17 protein-coding genes are annotated in these 16972 nt (G+C 52.2%); 12 read left to right on the top strand and 5 right to left on the bottom strand.

Annotated elements, in window-relative coordinates; translation table 11 throughout:
* Nucleotides 1-94 precede the first annotated feature (94 nt).
* Both NYE26_RS20250 and metE read left to right on the top strand, forming a co-directional pair.
* Nucleotides 95-955 (top strand): undecaprenyl-diphosphate phosphatase, encoded by an 861-nt coding sequence (locus NYE26_RS20250; RefSeq protein WP_209871277.1) that lies wholly within the window; start codon nt 95-97, stop codon nt 953-955.
* Between the two features lie 194 nt (nt 956-1149).
* The gene (metE, locus tag NYE26_RS20245) at nt 1150-3450 is read left to right on the top strand and encodes a 5-methyltetrahydropteroyltriglutamate--homocysteine S-methyltransferase (protein WP_339249615.1); all 2301 of its coding nucleotides are present in this window, start codon (nt 1150-1152) and stop codon (nt 3448-3450) included.
* Nucleotides 3451-3640: 190 nt separating this feature from the next.
* On the opposite strand, the gene NYE26_RS20240 is transcribed toward metE, so the two are convergent.
* The gene (locus tag NYE26_RS20240; RefSeq protein ID WP_076079942.1) at nt 3641-3793 is read right to left on the bottom strand and encodes a DUF1540 domain-containing protein; all 153 of its coding nucleotides are present in this window, start codon (nt 3791-3793) and stop codon (nt 3641-3643) included.
* Between the two features lie 377 nt (nt 3794-4170).
* Between NYE26_RS20240 and NYE26_RS20235 the strand changes: the two genes are divergently transcribed.
* Nucleotides 4171-5310 (top strand): DUF4349 domain-containing protein, encoded by a 1140-nt coding sequence (locus NYE26_RS20235; protein WP_339249613.1) that lies wholly within the window; start codon nt 4171-4173, stop codon nt 5308-5310.
* Between the two features lie 432 nt (nt 5311-5742).
* Here NYE26_RS20235 and msrA read toward each other — a convergent pair whose 3' ends face one another.
* Nucleotides 5743-6729, bottom strand: coding sequence for a peptide-methionine (S)-S-oxide reductase MsrA (gene msrA / locus NYE26_RS20230; RefSeq protein WP_339249611.1), 987 nt, complete (start codon nt 6727-6729; stop codon nt 5743-5745).
* 98 nt (nt 6730-6827) lie between these two features.
* Nucleotides 6828-7439 (bottom strand): VTT domain-containing protein, encoded by a 612-nt coding sequence (locus NYE26_RS20225; RefSeq protein WP_339249609.1) that lies wholly within the window; start codon nt 7437-7439, stop codon nt 6828-6830.
* Nucleotides 7440-7599: 160 nt separating this feature from the next.
* Between NYE26_RS20225 and NYE26_RS20220 the strand changes: the two genes are divergently transcribed.
* From NYE26_RS20220 to NYE26_RS20205, 4 genes are all read left to right on the top strand, one after another.
* Nucleotides 7600-8535, top strand: a complete 936-nt coding sequence (locus tag NYE26_RS20220) for a Gfo/Idh/MocA family oxidoreductase (protein WP_339249607.1) — start codon at nt 7600-7602, stop codon at nt 8533-8535.
* Between the two features lie 32 nt (nt 8536-8567).
* A complete protein-coding gene (locus NYE26_RS20215) occupies nt 8568-8894 on the top strand; it encodes a hypothetical protein (RefSeq protein WP_036698498.1) in 327 nt (108 codons plus the stop codon).
* 125 nt (nt 8895-9019) lie between these two features.
* Nucleotides 9020-9337, top strand: coding sequence for a helix-turn-helix domain-containing protein (locus tag NYE26_RS20210; protein ID WP_036698497.1), 318 nt, complete (start codon nt 9020-9022; stop codon nt 9335-9337).
* Nucleotides 9338-9723: 386 nt separating this feature from the next.
* Entirely contained in the window at nt 9724-10446 is a 723-nt protein-coding gene (locus tag NYE26_RS20205) for a hypothetical protein (protein WP_339249604.1), read from the top strand.
* Between the two features lie 194 nt (nt 10447-10640).
* Here the strand turns inward: NYE26_RS20205 and NYE26_RS20200 are convergent, their stop codons facing one another.
* Nucleotides 10641-11084, bottom strand: a complete 444-nt coding sequence (locus NYE26_RS20200; RefSeq protein WP_339249602.1) for a DUF6773 family protein — start codon at nt 11082-11084, stop codon at nt 10641-10643.
* Complete coding sequence (locus NYE26_RS20195) at nt 11062-11286, bottom strand: helix-turn-helix transcriptional regulator (protein WP_036698494.1); 225 nt, start codon at nt 11284-11286, stop codon at nt 11062-11064. Before NYE26_RS20195 ends, NYE26_RS20200 begins: the two co-directional genes overlap by 23 nt.
* Before the next feature lie 227 nt (nt 11287-11513).
* Here NYE26_RS20195 and ric point away from each other — a divergent pair, with 227 nt between their 5' ends.
* The 5 genes from ric to NYE26_RS20170 all read left to right on the top strand — a co-directional run bounded on the left by ric (nt 11514) and on the right by NYE26_RS20170 (nt 16889).
* Nucleotides 11514-12209: an iron-sulfur cluster repair di-iron protein gene (ric, locus tag NYE26_RS20190; protein WP_155991686.1), complete on the top strand. Its 696-nt coding sequence runs from the start codon at nt 11514-11516 to the stop codon at nt 12207-12209.
* Nucleotides 12210-12341: 132 nt separating this feature from the next.
* Nucleotides 12342-13028 carry a hypothetical protein gene (locus tag NYE26_RS20185; protein ID WP_339249599.1) on the top strand — a complete coding sequence of 229 codons (687 nt, stop codon included), beginning with the start codon at nt 12342-12344 and terminating at the stop codon, nt 13026-13028.
* A 225-nt stretch (nt 13029-13253) separates the two neighbouring features.
* A complete protein-coding gene (nirB, locus tag NYE26_RS20180) occupies nt 13254-15680 on the top strand; it encodes a nitrite reductase large subunit NirB (RefSeq protein ID WP_339249597.1) in 2427 nt (808 codons plus the stop codon).
* 25 nt (nt 15681-15705) lie between these two features.
* Nucleotides 15706-16050: a nitrite reductase small subunit NirD gene (gene nirD / locus NYE26_RS20175; protein ID WP_209871246.1), complete on the top strand. Its 345-nt coding sequence runs from the start codon at nt 15706-15708 to the stop codon at nt 16048-16050.
* A 20-nt stretch (nt 16051-16070) separates the two neighbouring features.
* Entirely contained in the window at nt 16071-16889 is an 819-nt protein-coding gene (locus NYE26_RS20170; protein WP_209871242.1) for a formate/nitrite transporter family protein, read from the top strand.
* The last annotated feature ends 83 nt before the right edge of the window (nt 16890-16972 follow it).

Raw genomic sequence — 16972 nt, 5'->3', positions numbered from 1 at the left:
TTAAAATTTGCCATACTGCAAGCGAACTGTAAGTTTCAGAAATAGCTGTGCGAGTTTACAATTATTATATTGAAAACAATAAAGGGGGATCGCCATGGAACTGCTGACCATTGTCAAAGCAATCATTCTGGGAATTGTGGAAGGGCTGACCGAATTCGCTCCGGTATCCTCGACAGGCCATATGATCATCGTAGATGATATGTGGCTTAAATCGCAGGAGTTCCTGGGGAAGTACACGGCCAACTCCTTCAAGGTAGTGATTCAATTAGGCTCCATTCTTGCAGTCGTCATTATTTTCCGTAACCGGTTCATTGATCTGCTGGGCCTCGGGAAGCTCAGCCGCAAGGACTTGGCCGTAGTGCCGGAAGGGCAGCGGCAGGCTCCGGCGGAAGGGCGGCTGAAGCTGACACATATCCTTGTCGGACTGCTACCGGCCGGCATCTTCGGATTTCTGCTGGAGGATTACATCGATGAGCATCTGTTCTCTACCTTTACTGTGCTGATTGGACTTGTGGTTGGAGCGTTATTCATGATTTGTGCCGACCGTTTTGCGCCTGCGAATGCCCGGACTGAGAGTGTGGATCAAATTACATATAGGCAGGCGCTATCAGTCGGATTGATCCAATGTATCTCCCTGTGGCCGGGCTTCTCGCGGTCCGGCTCGACGATATCCGGCGGGGTTCTGCTGGGCATGAGCCACCGTGCGGCAGCCGATTTCACCTTCATCATGGCGGTGCCGATTATGGCCGGGGCGAGCCTGATTTCACTGCTGAAGAACTGGCAGTATTTTACGCTGGATGCCTTGCCGTTCTTCATTGCCGGGTTCATCAGCGCCTTCGTATTCGCACTGGTATCGATGCGTTTCTTCCTGAAGCTGATTAACCGGATCAAGCTGTTGCCCTTCGCAATCTACCGGATTGTACTTGCCGGTGTGGTCTATCTGATCTGGTTCTGATTTCGCCGGGACTCCATGTTTAAGCTGCTCCTCCTTCATGGGGGTGCAGCTTTTTTTGGCGTTTTGCTATAGGGAATCTGTATAGCCGGATTGCGTGGAATCTGTTGCGGGGCGCGGTAGGCGTGCAGTAAGATGGCATCAGATTAAGGCTTGCAGACATGAGGGCAGACAATTATACAGAGGAGTGGACACCTATGAGTAAAGGAATCAAGACAAGCAGCCTCGGTTATCCGAGAATCGGCAAGAACCGTGAATGGAAGAAATTATTGGAGGCTTATTGGGCCGGGAAAATCGATGAGCAGAGCTTCCGCTCGCAGATGGAGGATATTCAGCTTCAGCATTTGCAGACCCAGCAGCAGGCCGGAATTGATCTGATTCCGGTGAGCGATTTCACCTTCTATGACCATGTGCTGGATACCGCCGCTATGTTTGGGATCGTACCGGCGCGTTACGGATATAAGGGCGGAGAGATTCCGCTTGATCTGTATTTTGCAATGGCGCGCGGTAATGCAGAGGCTCCGGCCTGCGAGATGACGAAATGGTTCAATACGAATTACCATTACATTGTGCCTGAGATCGGCAGCCTGACTCCGGTATTGACAGCGAATAAACCGCTGGCTGCCTACCGCTTCGCCAAGGAGCGGGCAGGCATTGAGGGCAAGCCGGTTATAGTCGGACTGTATACCTTCCTGAAGCTGTCCAAGGGCTTCCCGGCAGCAGACATCGCCGCCGTTGCCGCACGCTTCCTCCCGTTGTATGTACAACTGCTGCAGGAGCTGCAGGCTGAAGGAGTGGCCTGGGTACAGATCGATGAACCGGCGATTGTTACCGGCTTAACGGCTGAGGATACCGCACTGCTCCAGAACATTTACAGTGAGATTGCTGCTGCCGTACCAGGACTGAACCTGATGCTGCAGACGTACTTCGAAGCTGCAGAGCCGCTTGAAGCATTGCTGGCGCTGCCTGTGCAGGGTCTGGGTCTTGACTTCGTCCATGACGGCGGCAAGAATCTGGAGTCGGTTGCTCGCCTCGGGTGGCCGCAGGATAAGACACTCGGAGCCGGTATCCTTGACGGACGCAACATCTGGCGCGCCGATACTGATGCTAAGCTGGAGCTGGTAGCGAAGCTGCTGACCTATGTGCCTCAGGAGCAGTTAATTCTCCAGCCAGCGTCAAGTCTGCTGCATGTGCCTGTAACGGTTGAGGGCGAGGTCAAGCTGAAGGCTGCGGTCAAGAATGCCTTGGCGTTTGCCAATGAGAAGCTGGCCGAGCTGGTTCTCATTGCGGCAGCCGCGAACGAGGGAAGAGAGCGTTATGCCGCCGAGCTGGAGCGCAGCCGTGAGGTGCTGGCCGTATTCCGTGCCCTGCCGGAGCGCGGGCGTGAGGATGTAGCCGAGCAGGTGCGTGCCCTTGCCCAGCTGCCGGACCGCCGGAGCCTTCCGTTCGCCGAGCGTGTGAAGGTTCAGCAGGAGAAGTGGCGTCTGCCGCTGCTGCCGACCACGACCATCGGCAGCTTCCCGCAGACGGCTGAAGTCCGCCAGGCCCGTCTGAAATGGCGCAAGGGAGTCTGGAACCAGGAGCGTTATGACTTGTTCATCAAGCGGCAGATCGCTGAAGCGATTACGCTTCAGGAGGAGCTTGGTCTGGATGTGCTGGTACACGGGGAATTTGAGCGTACGGATATGGTGGAATTCTTCGGGGAGAAGCTGGCCGGCTATCTGTTCACCGCAGGCGGCTGGGTTCAGTCCTACGGCTCACGCTGCGTGAAGCCGCCGGTAATCTATGCCGATGTTGCCTTTATCGAGCCGATGACCGTCAAGGAGAGCGTATATGCCCAGTCACTGACGAAGCTGCCTGTTAAGGGAATGCTGACCGGACCGGTAACGATCCTGAACTGGTCCTTTGTCCGCGATGACCTCAGCCGGGAGGCGGTGGCCGGACAAATCGCCCTCGCCCTGCGTCATGAAGTATCCGCACTCGAGGAGGCTGGTATCGAGATGATCCAGGTCGATGAGCCGGCGATCCGCGAGGGCCTGCCGCTGAAGGCGAGAGATCATGAGTATTACCTCAACTGGGCGGTGAAATCCTTCCGGACCGCCACGAACCATGTCAAGGACACCACGCAGGTGCATACGCATATGTGCTACAGTGAATTTAACGACATGATCGGTTCGATCTCGGCGATGGATGCGGATGTCATCTCCATTGAGACCTCGCGCAGCCATGGTGAGCTAATCGTCAGCTTCGAGGAACAGGAATACGACAAGGGAATTGGACTGGGTGTGTATGATATTCACAGTCCGCGCGTGCCGGTGGTAGAGGAGATGACTTCAGCCATCGAACGTGCGCTGCGCGTGCTGGATGTCCAGCAGTTCTGGATTAACCCCGACTGCGGACTGAAGACACGGGGCTGGGAAGAGACCACAGGCGCACTGCGCAACATGGTGAAGGCCGCTGTCCTGGTGAGAGAGCAGCACGGCGCAGTGACCCGTTAACAGACGGCACTGTTCCGCCTAAGTTGCTTAGATTTGCACAACAAAACCACTGCAAGCCTGAGAGTATAGTCTCCGGCCCGCAGTGGTTTGTTTTTTGCAGGAAACACTTGATAATAATTCTCATTCTTGATAGAATGAGAAAAGAAAGAAGGAACCTGTGGAGGGCTCCTTCATATTCTGTGAAGATTCATTATTTGCTTTCGAAGGTTTTGCAATCTGTTTCCTCAGATTGTGTAGGCTGCTTGGAGCTGTGGTAAGCAACGAAGATGGACTCAGCGTTGCATTTGTTCTCTTCAGCCCAGTAGGTGCAAGAATTAACTGCGCACAATACGTCTTTTGCCATGAGGGTTCACCTCCTCTTGTAGTAGTAGGCATCATAAATCGGCAAGAAATGAATTAAAGCTGCCCGGGCAAGGTGGAGCTTGTCCGAATAGCGCCATAACCTTATTCAATTCAATGTGAATAGGGTTTTTGGTGTTTTTTTGCCGTTTTATCATCGTAATTGTAACAAATAAAGAGGCAATACGCAAACAGGACCCCACTCGGCTATTCATGACTGAATGGTCTTATTTGTTATTTTCCGTAAATGACTGCAACCTTCCAGATTTTGGAACGTCAAGAGGGATAAGCGCGGAACGGACCGATACAGATAACGGCCTTTCGCCGCGGAAGCTGAAGCACCGGAAGCAGTATACAATTACACTTTGTGGAGGAATGAGCATGCGAAAATGGGGTCTGCATTACTTATTGTATCTAGTGGTTGTAGCCGTGGTTCTGACGGGATGCGGCGCGTCGAGTAACAATTCAGATTCGGCAGCGAATTCAGAAAGCGCGTTCAGTAATCAAGCAGCATCAGACGGTTCAGCGGAGAGTGCGCCTGCTGCGGTGGAGGCTAAGGAGGATAGTCTAGCTAACACGGCGATGGCTGTCAATGATCAGGCTGCAGTGAAGGGCGGCGGCGGAAATTCGGCAGTCCCTGGGGCGGGTGCTGAGCAAGGGACAGATGCTTCTGCCGGATTCACCGGCACCGATGTGGTAGCAGGGCTGAACAAGAAGCTGATCTACAAGGCGAACCTCAATATGGAGGTAACCGACTACGGGGCAGCGCAGACTGAAGTGCGGAATATGGTTACTCTGGCCGGGGGCTACATTATCGAATTCTCAGAGAATATGTCTGAATATGAACAGGGTGGAACCTTTATCCTAAAAGTGCCTGCGGCGGGCTTCTCTCCGTTCCTGAACAATCTTGAGAAGATTAAGCATGAGAAGCTCCAGAGAAGCATCCAGGGGCAGGATGTGTCGGAGGAATATGTGGACCTGGAGTCACGTCTTAAGGCGAAGCAGATGATGGAGGCGCAGTATATTGATTTTATGAAAAAAGCAACCAAACCGGCCGATCTCGTCCAGTTCGCCAACCAGCTTGGGGAAATTCAGGAGCAAATCGAACAGATCAAGGGCAGAATGCGGTATATCGATCAGAACGTATCGTTCTCTACAGTGGAGCTTCGCCTCTACCAGACGGAGAAGAGTCTTACCCTTACACAGACTAATTCCGAGGGGCCGCTGGGTGAACGGGCTTCGGAAGCTCTCAAGAGCAGCATGAAGGCGTTGTCTGTGATGTTCCAGTGGCTTGTTGTTGTACTGGCGGCTGCTCTCCCCGTCCTGCTGGTAGCTGGAGTCGTGGTGGCGCTGGTGCTCTGGTTACGGAAAAGCTTCAAGCGTCGGCAACCTGCACATCCTGAACAAGTGCGGTTGGGCGGCAACCGTCTGCCGGACCGGGAATCGCAGCCTCATCCTGAAGCGGCACCTGTAGTGCCGGCCGCAGCGGAGGAGGAGAATTCAGATAAGCAGAACAAGTAGAGCGGGCTGTACGAATAAACATAGGATCATCATTTATGTAAAGAATAAAGCCTCCCTACCCGTGAATCCGGGCTGGAGGCTTTGTTTTGTTCAGGAAATTATGATTTTCTTCTGTTGTGGATAAAGTGTGTGCCCGAATGTATGCGGAAAACAACATACATTTGCTGATACGAAGGCGTGTGGCCCGAATGTATGCGGAAAACAACATACATTCGCTGATACGAAGGCGTGTGGCCCGAATGTATGTGGAAAACAGCATACATTGTGCTGATGTGCGGGCATGGGGCCCCAATGTATGCGGAAAACAGCATACATTGTGCTTATGCGCAGGCGTGCGGCCCGAATGTATGCGGAAAACAGTATACATTCGGGCCACACGTAAGTTATGCAATTTATGAAGCTATAGCTTGAGGCAAGCCGGGATCTCCAGCCTTAAGCATGCTGGAAGAGCACACGGTACTCGCCATAGCCTTCCTTCTCCAGGTCCTCTTTGGGAACAAAGCGCAGAGCTGCGGAGTTGATACAGTACCGCAGTCCGTTCGCTCCGGGGCCGTCATTGAATACATGGCCCAAGTGGGAATCCGCTGTCTTGCTGCGTACCTCAGTGCGGACCATCAGGTGGCTGAGGTCGGTTTTCTCCTTGACCACATAGTCCCGGATCGGACGCGTGAAGCTCGGCCAGCCGCAGCCGGAATCGAACTTGTCCTCTGAGCTGAACAGTGGCTCCCCGGAGACAATATCCACATAGATCCCGTCTCCGTGGTGATCCCAGAATTCGTTGCGGAATGGAGATTCCGTAGCGCTGTTCTGCGTTACTTCATATTGAAGCGGGGTCAGGCGCTCCTTCAGGCTCTGCGGGGCCTCCTTATGCGTCCAGTGGGCTTCGATGAATGCTTCCCGGCCCGAACCCTTGCGGTAACGCTTGTAATGGGCTGGATTCTTGTGATGATAGCCCTGATGATATTCTTCGGCCGGGTAGAAGGGCTTAGCCGGAAGAATAGGCGTCACAATGGGGGCAGAGAAGCGTCCGCTGGCCTGAAGAGCTGCCTTGGAAGCCTCTGCTTGCTCGCGCTGCTCCTCCGAATGGGTGAAGATTGCCGTTCCATAAGAAGTGCCGCGGTCATGGAATTGCCCTCCGGCATCGGTAGGGTCAATCTGCTGCCAGAACAGCTCAAGCAGCTTGCTATATGGGAAAATATCCGGATTGAACGTAATCTGCACCGCCTCAACATGTCCGGTGGTTTCCGAGCATACTTCCTCGTAGGTCGGATTCACGGTATGTCCGCCTGTATAACCGGAGATAATCTTGACAATGCCCGGAAGCTCTTCAAAAGGGGATACCATACACCAGAAGCATCCACCGGCGAAGGTGGCTTGCTCGGTCTTGACATTTATAGAATCAGCTTGAAATTCACTCATTGTTATCCCTCCATCTGTAGAATGCAATTAAATAGATCACAATTTAATTATAAATCAAATAGAGGCTTACTGCCAGCACACCGGAAATTCTTGAAGCGTCAGCGGCCCGCAGAAGGACGGCGGCGCATGGATAATCCGGCTACAGCCAGTACGGCAATATACACGATTATAGCTACAGCTGCACTTCGCGGATGCTGGAACATCTGTCCTCCGAGGAAGGCGTAGAGGGCGATGCCAGGAATTTTGCCAAGTGCGGTGGCTCCAAGATAGCTCCAGAAAGGCAGTCCGGCGGCACCGGCGTAGATATTCACAGCCATCTGCGGAATGAACGGTGCCAGGCGGGCGATCACTACAGATGCAAAAGGACGCTGCTGCACAGCAGACACAAATCTGTCCAGCGCCGAAATACTGCTTAGATAGGCCATAGATTTGCTCCGGAACATGGATGCAACGACTCCATAGACAAGAGCTGCCGCGATTGTGGTAGCGCTCCAGCAGATTAACGCTCCTGCGAAGCTTCCATAGGCATACCCGAACAATCCGATAATCAGCTTGTAGGGCAGGACCGGAAATAAGGCCAGCACTGTGGCGGCGAGCATGGACAAATACAAAGGATGATCCTCTCTAAGCCAGGCCAGGAGTTCATACCTGTAGATAAACGCGAGGATTATGCACGAAACATATAGAATAACCGTTAGCCATTTTCTCATTATACTATGCCCCTTCTTCACTCCATCCATTTCATCATACTGAAAAAAAAGCAATTAAAGCAATTATTGAAGCAAAGATCATTGTTCCCGCAGCATGTCACGGTATAATACATCTATAAGGGAATTGAAATTCCCCCAACATGTAAGGGAGATGCTGTTAATGAAACTACCTGTCCGTAAAAAAGTGGCAATGATCGGCATAGGCGATATTGCCCGTAAAGTCTATTTGCCGCTGCTCTCCCGGCATGATCAGGCCGAGGTGGTGGGAGTGCTCAGCCATTCCTCTGCTACGGTCGAGCGGGCAGTCCAGGCTTATCGCCTTCAGCGGGGGACAACCGAGCTTACGGAGCTGCTGTCCTGGGATCTGGATGCTGTGTTCATACATAGTCCTACAACTACGCACTATGAGCTGGTTACCTCTTGCCTGGAGCATGGGGTGTCCGTGTATGTGGACAAGCCGCTCTCCTATGATCTGGAGGAATCCCGCCGGATGGCAGAGCTTGCTGAGAACAAGGGGCTGCTGCTGGGAGTTGGCTTCAACCGCCGCTATGCCCCGATGTATGCCGCCGCCAAATCCTGGCTGCATAAGGCCGGAGGCATCAGCCAATCCACCGCTGTCAAACACCGGACGAAGCTGCAGCAGGGCAGCAGCCATGAGACGATCCATGATGACCTGATTCATATGCTGGATCTGCTGCTCTGGCTGTCCGGCGGGGATTATGAGCTGCTGCACACCAGCCTGAGGGCTGATGCGGAGGGGCGGCTTCTGCACGCCTCGGGAATGCTGGGCTGGGAGAATGGGACCACCGGACATTACAGCATGGTCCGGGATGCAGGGGCCGATCTGGAGAAGCTGGAGCTGCACGGACATGGCAGGTCGGTTGAGGTGACAGACATGGAACGGGTTATATTATATGAGCAGGGCTCGTTGCCGCGCACGCAGAACTTCGGCAGCTGGGATACCGTGCTGGAGCGCAGAGGCTTCAGCGGAGCGGTCAGCCATTATCTCAGTAATATAGCGACACCGGAGCAATGCGGTATTTCCGCTTCGGCCGTATTGCCGAGCCATGGATTAGCAGCAAGATTAAGCCGCTGAGCGGTCAGCATCGCAGCAGAGAGGAGAACAACATGGAGGATTATGACAACAAGTCGATGGAAGAGAGGATTATCGAGAGCTACAAGCGGGACGAGGAAATGATGATTCTCGTATTTGCCCAGTGGTGTGTGAATAATAAGCTGGACCCGCATGCCCTGTATCTGCAGGCTTATCCGCAGCAGGAGGGCAATCAGGCGCTGGCCAATGCGCTGGCCCTGACGGTATCCGCGGAGGAGGCCGGGTTCATCTCCGATGATACGGTACTGGGTGTACTCTCCCTCTACAGCAACGATGATCTTGCCTATGTGGTTACAGAGGCCATCCAGCTAAGACGCAAGGCAGAAGACACCAAGGATTGAGAGCGTAAATATAATAATAGGGGTTAATGAACTTTTTTTTGGCAAACGATGTTCATTCCAGAATAAATGTGGTAAAATTATATATACTAACTAATTGTAAGCTTCATAAGTGAGAGGTGATAACCATGGAAGAACATCAACTGACGATGTGCCCGAGATTTGAGACGGCTTTTTCGTTTCTGGGCAAGCGTTGGAACGGACTCATTATTCAGACCTTGATGAGCGGCCCCAAGCGGTTCAAGGATATTTCCGGACTGATTCCGTCAATGAGCGATAAGATGCTGTCCGAGCGCATGAAGGATCTGGAATGCGAGGGCATTCTGGTACGTCATGTGTACCCGGAGACACCGGTGCGCATTGAGTATGAATTAACAGTGAAGGGCCGTGCGCTTGAGCCGGTCATGCAGCAAATCCAGTCCTGGGCCGAGAGCTGGGTGGAGTAGCAGTACCGTAATATATTTTTGATGACAGCCTCTTGCCGGGTATCCGGGTAAGGGGCTTTTCATATGCTGTTCTGCTTGAAATATAAGAATTTATAGGTTCACACGATAACTTATCCTTCTATTTCTCGCTGAAACGGTACCGTCCTTTATAAGGACGGCAATGCCGTTTCCGCTTGTTTATGCAAATTTTACCCAAATAAACCTTGCACTTAGGCCCTACCTGTGTAATATAATAGAACATACTAAATATTACGGATGTGTGGAAGCGTTAACAAAAGTAGGAAAAGCTTAAGGTTATGTGGCAGACGGATGCTTACGGGATGTGTTTTGGACGATGCTGATGGAAGGAAGCGGAGGGCTCACACAACTTTTAGGAGGCGAGGACCATGACCATCACCTTGTTTTCCCGGGAAATAACCTATGGAAAAAAGGATGTCGCCGAACTGGAGACTGCTTCGATTAAAGTACAGCTGATCTATGACAAGGTGTTGTTCATGCTTCATAGCTATCTCCCGGATTCTCTGTGGGATGCGTGGATCGGTGTGCCGTATGAGATCATTTCTTCTCTATATAAAGGGGATAATGACAGCGGGAGCGTGTTTCAGAAATGGATTCAAGGCCCGTCCGGCTGGAAATGTATCGGTTGTGAACGGCATTGCCTGGAGCCGGTAACGGCTAAGGGAGGGAGTGGCTCAAATGCTCAGCGCCGTTTTACTTTTCATAATGGAATTAGCCAGAGCATGGTACTTCAAGCTGTGATATGGTCCATGTATGAGAATACCCGGCTGCTCCAGCCTTACTTGGGGGAGGAGGCTTTTCTGAGTGAGGAGGATATGGAGCTGATCTCTGTATATTTCGTGCCCACCTACCTTACCCCGGCACCGCTAAGCGAATTGAACAAACCGGCCAAAGAATATAAGGATAAGAACATCAGAGTGTATCAGGAATGGATCTCTGCCCCCGACCTGGTGCTGCAGTGGAACGGCGGCCTGACCGAAGGCAGATGGATGACGGGTGTATATGTGGATCATTCGCGGTTCGCCGGACTTGGCCCCTACCTGAAGGATGCGCAGGGCAAGCGGACTTACATGCAGGCGACGGTTCGATAGAAAAGGTGAAGCTCGAAAAAAGGTTGAACTTGAAGCCAGGTCGTCGCTGCGGTGAACATTTGGACTTCCGGCCGCTATTGTGTTTGGATTTCCTGATACAAACCGCTCTTCGCGGTAGAAATCCAAACACAAAGGCGATCGCTCCGCTCCTCCTTTATTTGTACTTCTAGTCACTCACAGCAGTACAAGCCACTCTACTCCGCCCGGTTATTCCTCCGCCGGATCAAGTACACGGTGCTTAAGATGACCAGTCCTGCTGTAACGGAAATGATCAGAATCACCTTCCCGTTCGCACCGCTGTTTGCTGCTGATTGGGCGGTTGGATTCACGAAGGTAACGATAAGGATGCAGGCTGCCACCACGATCGCCAGCAGTGCACCCAGAACGTTTTTCCCTTTTGCTCCGCCCTGTGCTCCGCCTGGTCCCACATATGCACCGCTCCAGATCAGCCGTACGAGATAGGAACCCACACCCAGCATGAAAATTGCGTAATTACTAAGCGGATATTTTAGCCACTTCATTCCGTAGTTTTGCAGCGCCATGTCTGCCAGCAATAAGAATGCCATCAAAAGAAATGCCTGATTCCCCGCCTTGTGCCGCTGCTGCAATTGTCTCTCATCCAGGTTCGTTCTGCTCATCCTTCGTTCCCTCCCAAAATAATTGATCCAGCGTCTTCCCAAGGGTTACACAAATGTCAATACACAACCGCAGGGTGGGGTTGTAATCACCATTCTCAATCGCGATAATTGTCTGTCTTGTGACCCCCACGGCATCCGCCAGCTGCTTTTGCGACATGTCTTTTGCCGCTCTCGAGGCTTTGAGCCTCAGATTCTTCCCCATTCCCTCACCTCACGCATATTGTAAAATATATAAAACAAAATGTCTAGTATATTTAACATTTAAAAAAACAAAAAGTTTGCGTTCATTAAAATTTGTTATATTCAGTGCGTACAATCACAAGTTCCGCCTAAGGCCAGTGATAAGGTGTAGAAGTGAAAAGAAGCACAAACCTACATCTAACCTGAGGAGGGGCCAACATGGCGTCCAATCAATTAAACGATACAACAATTCATCCCGGGTTCACCCCGGAAGCAATGGTCAGAGATATTGTTCTGCAGTTCCCCAAAGCAGCAGATTATTTCAAAGCACAACGGATCGATTTCTGCTGCGGAGGTGCCAAGCCGCTGGCTGAAGCCGCTGCCGAGAAGGGTCTTGATCCGGCAGCAATGGTGCAGGAGCTGAACAAGCTGCAAGAGCAGCACCCGGTTCTGGAAGAGGATACCGCCTGGAACGAAGCTTCTTCGGAGGAGCTGGTGGATTATATTGTGAACAAGCATCACCGTTACCTGCGTGAAGAGCTTCCGCTAATCAGTCAAAATGTAACCAAGGTGTTCCGCGTTCACGGTGAGGATTCACCGCACCTCGGAGAAATGCACCGTCTGTTCAATATGCTGCGTGAAGAGCTGCTGCAGCATACAGCGAAGGAAGAAGAGAGCGAATTCCCTAAGATGCTGGCCTACACTCAGAACCCAACCGAAGAAGGACTTGCGGAGCTGCGCGGACTGCTGCATAATTTGGAAGCTGAGCATGACGGGGCCGGAGAGATTCTGCGCGAGCTGCGCAGAGTTACTAATGACTACACACCGCCTGCACATGCCTGCACGACTTATCGCCTGACCTATGCCCGCCTTGAAGAACTGGAAGGCATGACTTTCGAACATGTACATCTGGAGAACAACATTTTGTTCCTGCGGTATCAATAGGACCTGCTGCAAGGTAGAAGTCCCTTCGGGGGCTTTTTACTTTTTCTTCCGGCAGAAATGATTTGAGAACCCTTCCTCTATGCGTTATCCTTAAAGAGTCTGGGAAAATACATATGAAGGCGGTGCCGTGGGATGTCCACGAAATGGATGCGCTTCATGCTGTGCCTTCTCTTGCTGGCCGCGGCAAGCGGTTGTGGCTTGGGATCAGAGAATGGCGGCAGCAGTAACGGAGGCCAAGGATTAACCTTTTCAGTCAAGGTGGGTGACAGTGAAATGGCCGGAAGCTCGGCCAGATTGCTTAATGAAGCTTACGTGCCTGGGAATTCAATAATAGAGCTGTTCAGAAAGAGCGGCGTTGTTACATTTTCAGCGGATGGAACCAGTATTCTTGAGGTGAATAAGGTCTCCCTGGGTCCGGATATGAGCTGGGAGGTTCAGGTGAACGGCAAGAAGGTTCCAGAGCTGAATACGACCCTGGAACCGGGTTCGGCCATTACGATGTCAGCAGGGCCTGCCGGAACCGGAAAGATGTTTCAGCCTGTCATCATCACGGTGAACGGGGGGAGCGAGCAGCCGGAGCTGACACATTCGCATGTGCTTTCTTTTATGCAGGATATGTCCGTCAAGGGACTGCTCAAGAACAGCGGTATGGTCCGGCTTGCCGAGGATAACCGGACGGTGCTTACTGTTATGGATTATACACCGCTCAGCAGCGAGGAATGGAGACTGAAGGTCAACGATAAAGGTCTGCTCGGTAATGGAGTGGACATGAAGCTCAGTCCGCAGGACAAGCTGGAGATCTCTCTGGTACTGAAATAAGTGAATGAAGTATAGGAGTGAGATCGTGTATCGAATGAACGGATATCTGTGCGAAACTGCATGGGTATCCGTTTTTTTTGGACAGGAGAAGTCATATCCACTTGTGTGAAAAAATTCACATAACGTGTGACTGTGGTCACACTTGTCATGGAATTGGGGACAGTATAATTTCTCTATCAGGTAAAGTTATTGAAGAAATCAGAGTTTCTGAAGGAGGGTCTACCAGTGGCAGCGGAAAGAGAAAAGTTAGTGCTGATTGGGAATGGCATGGCGGGAGTAGGCACTATTGAGCAGATTCTGAAGCTGGGCGGCGCTTATGATATTACTGTCTTCGGCAGTGAGCCGCATCCCAACTATAACCGGATTATGTTGTCCTATGTACTTGAAGGCAGCAAAACAATTGAAGACATCATTCTCAACGATCTCGGGTGGTATGAAGATAATCATATTACACTGCATACCGGCACGACGGTTACCCGGATCGATGAACAGAACAAACTAATATTGACCGATAATGGACTGGCGGTTCCTTACGATAAAGCAATTATTGCGACAGGCTCGAATTCTTTCATTCTCCCCGTACCCGGCAGCACCAAGGATGGGGTAGTCGGGTTCCGAGATATCGCAGACTGCGATGCGATGCTGGCAGCGGCGAAGCAGTACCGCACGGCGGCTGTGATCGGTGGAGGACTGCTAGGTCTTGAAGCGGCGAAGGGCCTGGTCAATCTGGGTATGGATGTTACCGTTGTGCATCTGCTGGAGGATCTGATGGAGCGCCAGCTGGACCGTACCGCTTCTTCAATGCTGCAGGCAGAGCTTACGCGTCAAGGTGTGAAATTCGCCATGGGCAAGCAGACCGTTGAATTAACTGGCGAAGAACGGGTAACTGGACTACGCTTCAGTGACGGCAGTGAACTGCCCGCAGAGTTTGTAGTGATGGCTGTTGGAATCAAGCCGAATGTCCAGCTTGCCAAGGACAGCGGAATCACCGTTAACCGCGGGATCGTAGTTGACGATTATATGCAGACTTCTATGGCAGATGTGTATTCTGTCGGCGAATGTACAGAGCACCGTGGAACCTGCTACGGACTCGTTGCACCGTTATTCGAGCAGGGCATGGTTCTTGCCAAGCATTTGTCTGGTGTACAGACTCCGGGCTATGAAGGCTCAGTTGTAGCAACCAAGCTCAAAATTTCCGGGGTAGATGTGTTCTCCGCTGGTGAATTTACCGAAACGCCGGAGCATACCGTCATTTCTGCCAAGGATGAATGGAAGCGAACCTACAAGAAGATTTTGCTTAAGGATAATGTGATTGTCGGTGCCGTCTTGTTCGGTGATGTAACGGAATCTGCCAACCTGCAGAAGCTTGTGAAAAACAGCACAGAGATGACCAATGAAATCTATGATGAAGTTATGGGCACAAGCTGCTGCGGCGGAGGCGGTGCCAAGAAGGGCATGTCCGTTGAATCGATGGCTGATGAAGAAATCGTCTGCGGCTGCAACGGCGTAACCAAAAAAGCGATTGTGGATGCTGTTACGGAGAACGGCTTCACTACGGTGGATGAGATCAAAGCCTGCACGGGTGCAACCCGCTCCTGCGGCGGCTGTAAGCCGGTGGTAGAGCAGATTCTGCAATTCGTTCTCGGAGACAGCTTCCAGCAGAGCGCCAAGCAGGGAATCTGCAGCTGCACCTCGCTTAGCCGGGATGAGATCGTAGCCGAGATTACGGCTAAAGGCCTCCGGACCACCAAGGAAGTCATGCATGTCCTGGACTGGAAGCAGGCAGAAGGCTGTTCGAAATGCCGCCCTGCAGTGAACTATTATCTGGGGATGATCTACCCTGACACTCATGAGGATGAGAAGGAATCCCGGTTCGTCAATGAACGGATGAGCGCCAATATTCAGAAGGACGGAACCTATACAGTTATACCGCGGATGTATGGCGGGGTGACCACTCCTGAGGATTTGAAGCGGATTGCCGATGTGTCCCTGAAGTATGATGTGAAGGTTGTGAAGGTAACGGGCGGACAACGTCTTGACCTGATTGGCGTCAAAAAAGAAGATGTACCTAAGGTGTGGGAGGAGCTGGATATGCCGTCCGGCTATGGTTATGCGAAGTCGCTGCGTACGGTAAAAACTTGCGTGGGTTCGCAGTTTTGCCGCTTCGGCACACAGGATTCCATGGGCATGGGCGCTATGCTTGAGCGTAAATATGAGCGGCTGGATATGCCGGCCAAGTTCAAGATGGCTGTTAACGGCTGTCCGCGTAACTGTGCCGAGTCCTGCACGAAGGATATCGGGATTGTCGGCAATGACGGCGGCTGGGAGGTATTCATCGGCGGCAACGGCGGGATTAAGCCGCGCATCGCAGATGCCTTCTGCAAGGTGAAGACCGACGAGGAGCTGGTTGAGGTCTGCTCCGCTGTTATCCAGTATTACCGGGAGACCGGTAATTACCTGGAGAGAACCTCCGAATGGGTAGAGCGCATGGGTCTTGAGCATATCCAGACTGTGGTTATGGGCAATGACGACAACCGTAAAGAGCTGGCGGCACGTATTGACTTTGCACTGGCCCAGGTGAGTGATCCTTGGCGGAAAATGCTGGATGACAAAAACACCCGTACTGCGCTGTTCGAAGAGACACAGGTATAGTCTAAAGGGAGAGGGAGAGAGCATAATGGAACGGAGCAATCGGGAATATACGATAGGTGCAGTGGAAGATTTCATGCTGCAGATCGGCCGGGTAGTTCATGCAGGAGAGGTGGAATTAGCCATATTCCGCACATCGGACGGCGCAGTCTATGCGGTCCGCAACCACAGCCCCCACCCAAAGGGCGGTCCGCTCGCGGAAGGCATCGTATCAGGCTATTATTTATATGATCCGCTGCATGACTGGAAGATCGACCTTCGTACCGGAGAGGTTCAGGCACCGGACCGGGGGCAGGCAGAAGTCTATCCGGTTACAGTAGAGGGCGGAGTTGTTAAGGTCACTCTGCCTGCGGCAGTAACAACCCTAAATTAAAAGGAAGAGCAGGTGCGGATATGTTTACGCAGAGCGTAGAGAATATCGTTGAGACAGCCGTAGGGAAACGCGACAAAATGAATGAGAGTCTGCCCAAATATTTTTTGGCGGCCCTCCTGGCAGGAGCATATGTGGGAATTGGTATTATTCTGATCTTCTCACTGGGGGCACCGCTGGCGGCGATTAAGTCACCGTTCCAGCCGCTGATTATGGGAGCATCCTTCGGGATTGCCTTGACCTTGGTTGTATTCGCAGGCTCAGAGCTGTTTACAGGTAATAATATGTTCTTCACGGTAAGCACACTTGCCGGGAGAACTACAGTCTGGGACACGGTGAAGAACTGGGTCCTGGTATTCCTCGGCAATGTAGCTGGCGCAGTGGTGCTGGCGCTGCTGATTCAGGGATCGGGCCTCTTCAAGGCAGCGCCTGCCGAGCATCTGATCTTCGCAGCCGCCGCCAAAAAGATGAGCCTTCCGTTCTCAGAGCTGTTCTTCCGCGGCATTCTCTGTAACTGGCTGGTCTGCCTGGCACTGTGGATGTCCTCCCGCGCCAAGAGTGAAGCGGCGAAGCTGGTCCTGATCTGGTGGTGTCTGTTCGCCTTCATCGCGAGCGGCTATGAACACAGTGTAGCGAACATGACGCTCCTGAGCGTAGCCGTGCTGCTGCCGAATCATCCAGAGACAGTGAGCATCGCCGGCTGGTTCCACAACATGATTCCTGTTACGCTTGGCAATATCATCGGCGGCGGTGTCTTCGTCGGCATGGCCTACTGGCTGATCTCGCCTGTACGGACTCCGCGTAACGTATCAGCTCCTCCTCAGACGAAGAAAGCAAGCTAGATCCAATATCAAGCCCCGCAGCTGCCACATGGCTGCGGGGCTTTTTTGCCGCTCTATCCCTGCTATAATAGGGATAATTCTTA

It is taken from the genome of Paenibacillus sp. FSL P2-0136 (genome assembly GCF_037975325.1).
GTDB classification, from domain to species: domain Bacteria; phylum Bacillota; class Bacilli; order Paenibacillales; family Paenibacillaceae; genus Paenibacillus_AQ; species Paenibacillus_AQ silagei.
This window is presented reverse-complemented; position numbering and strand designations above follow the sequence as displayed.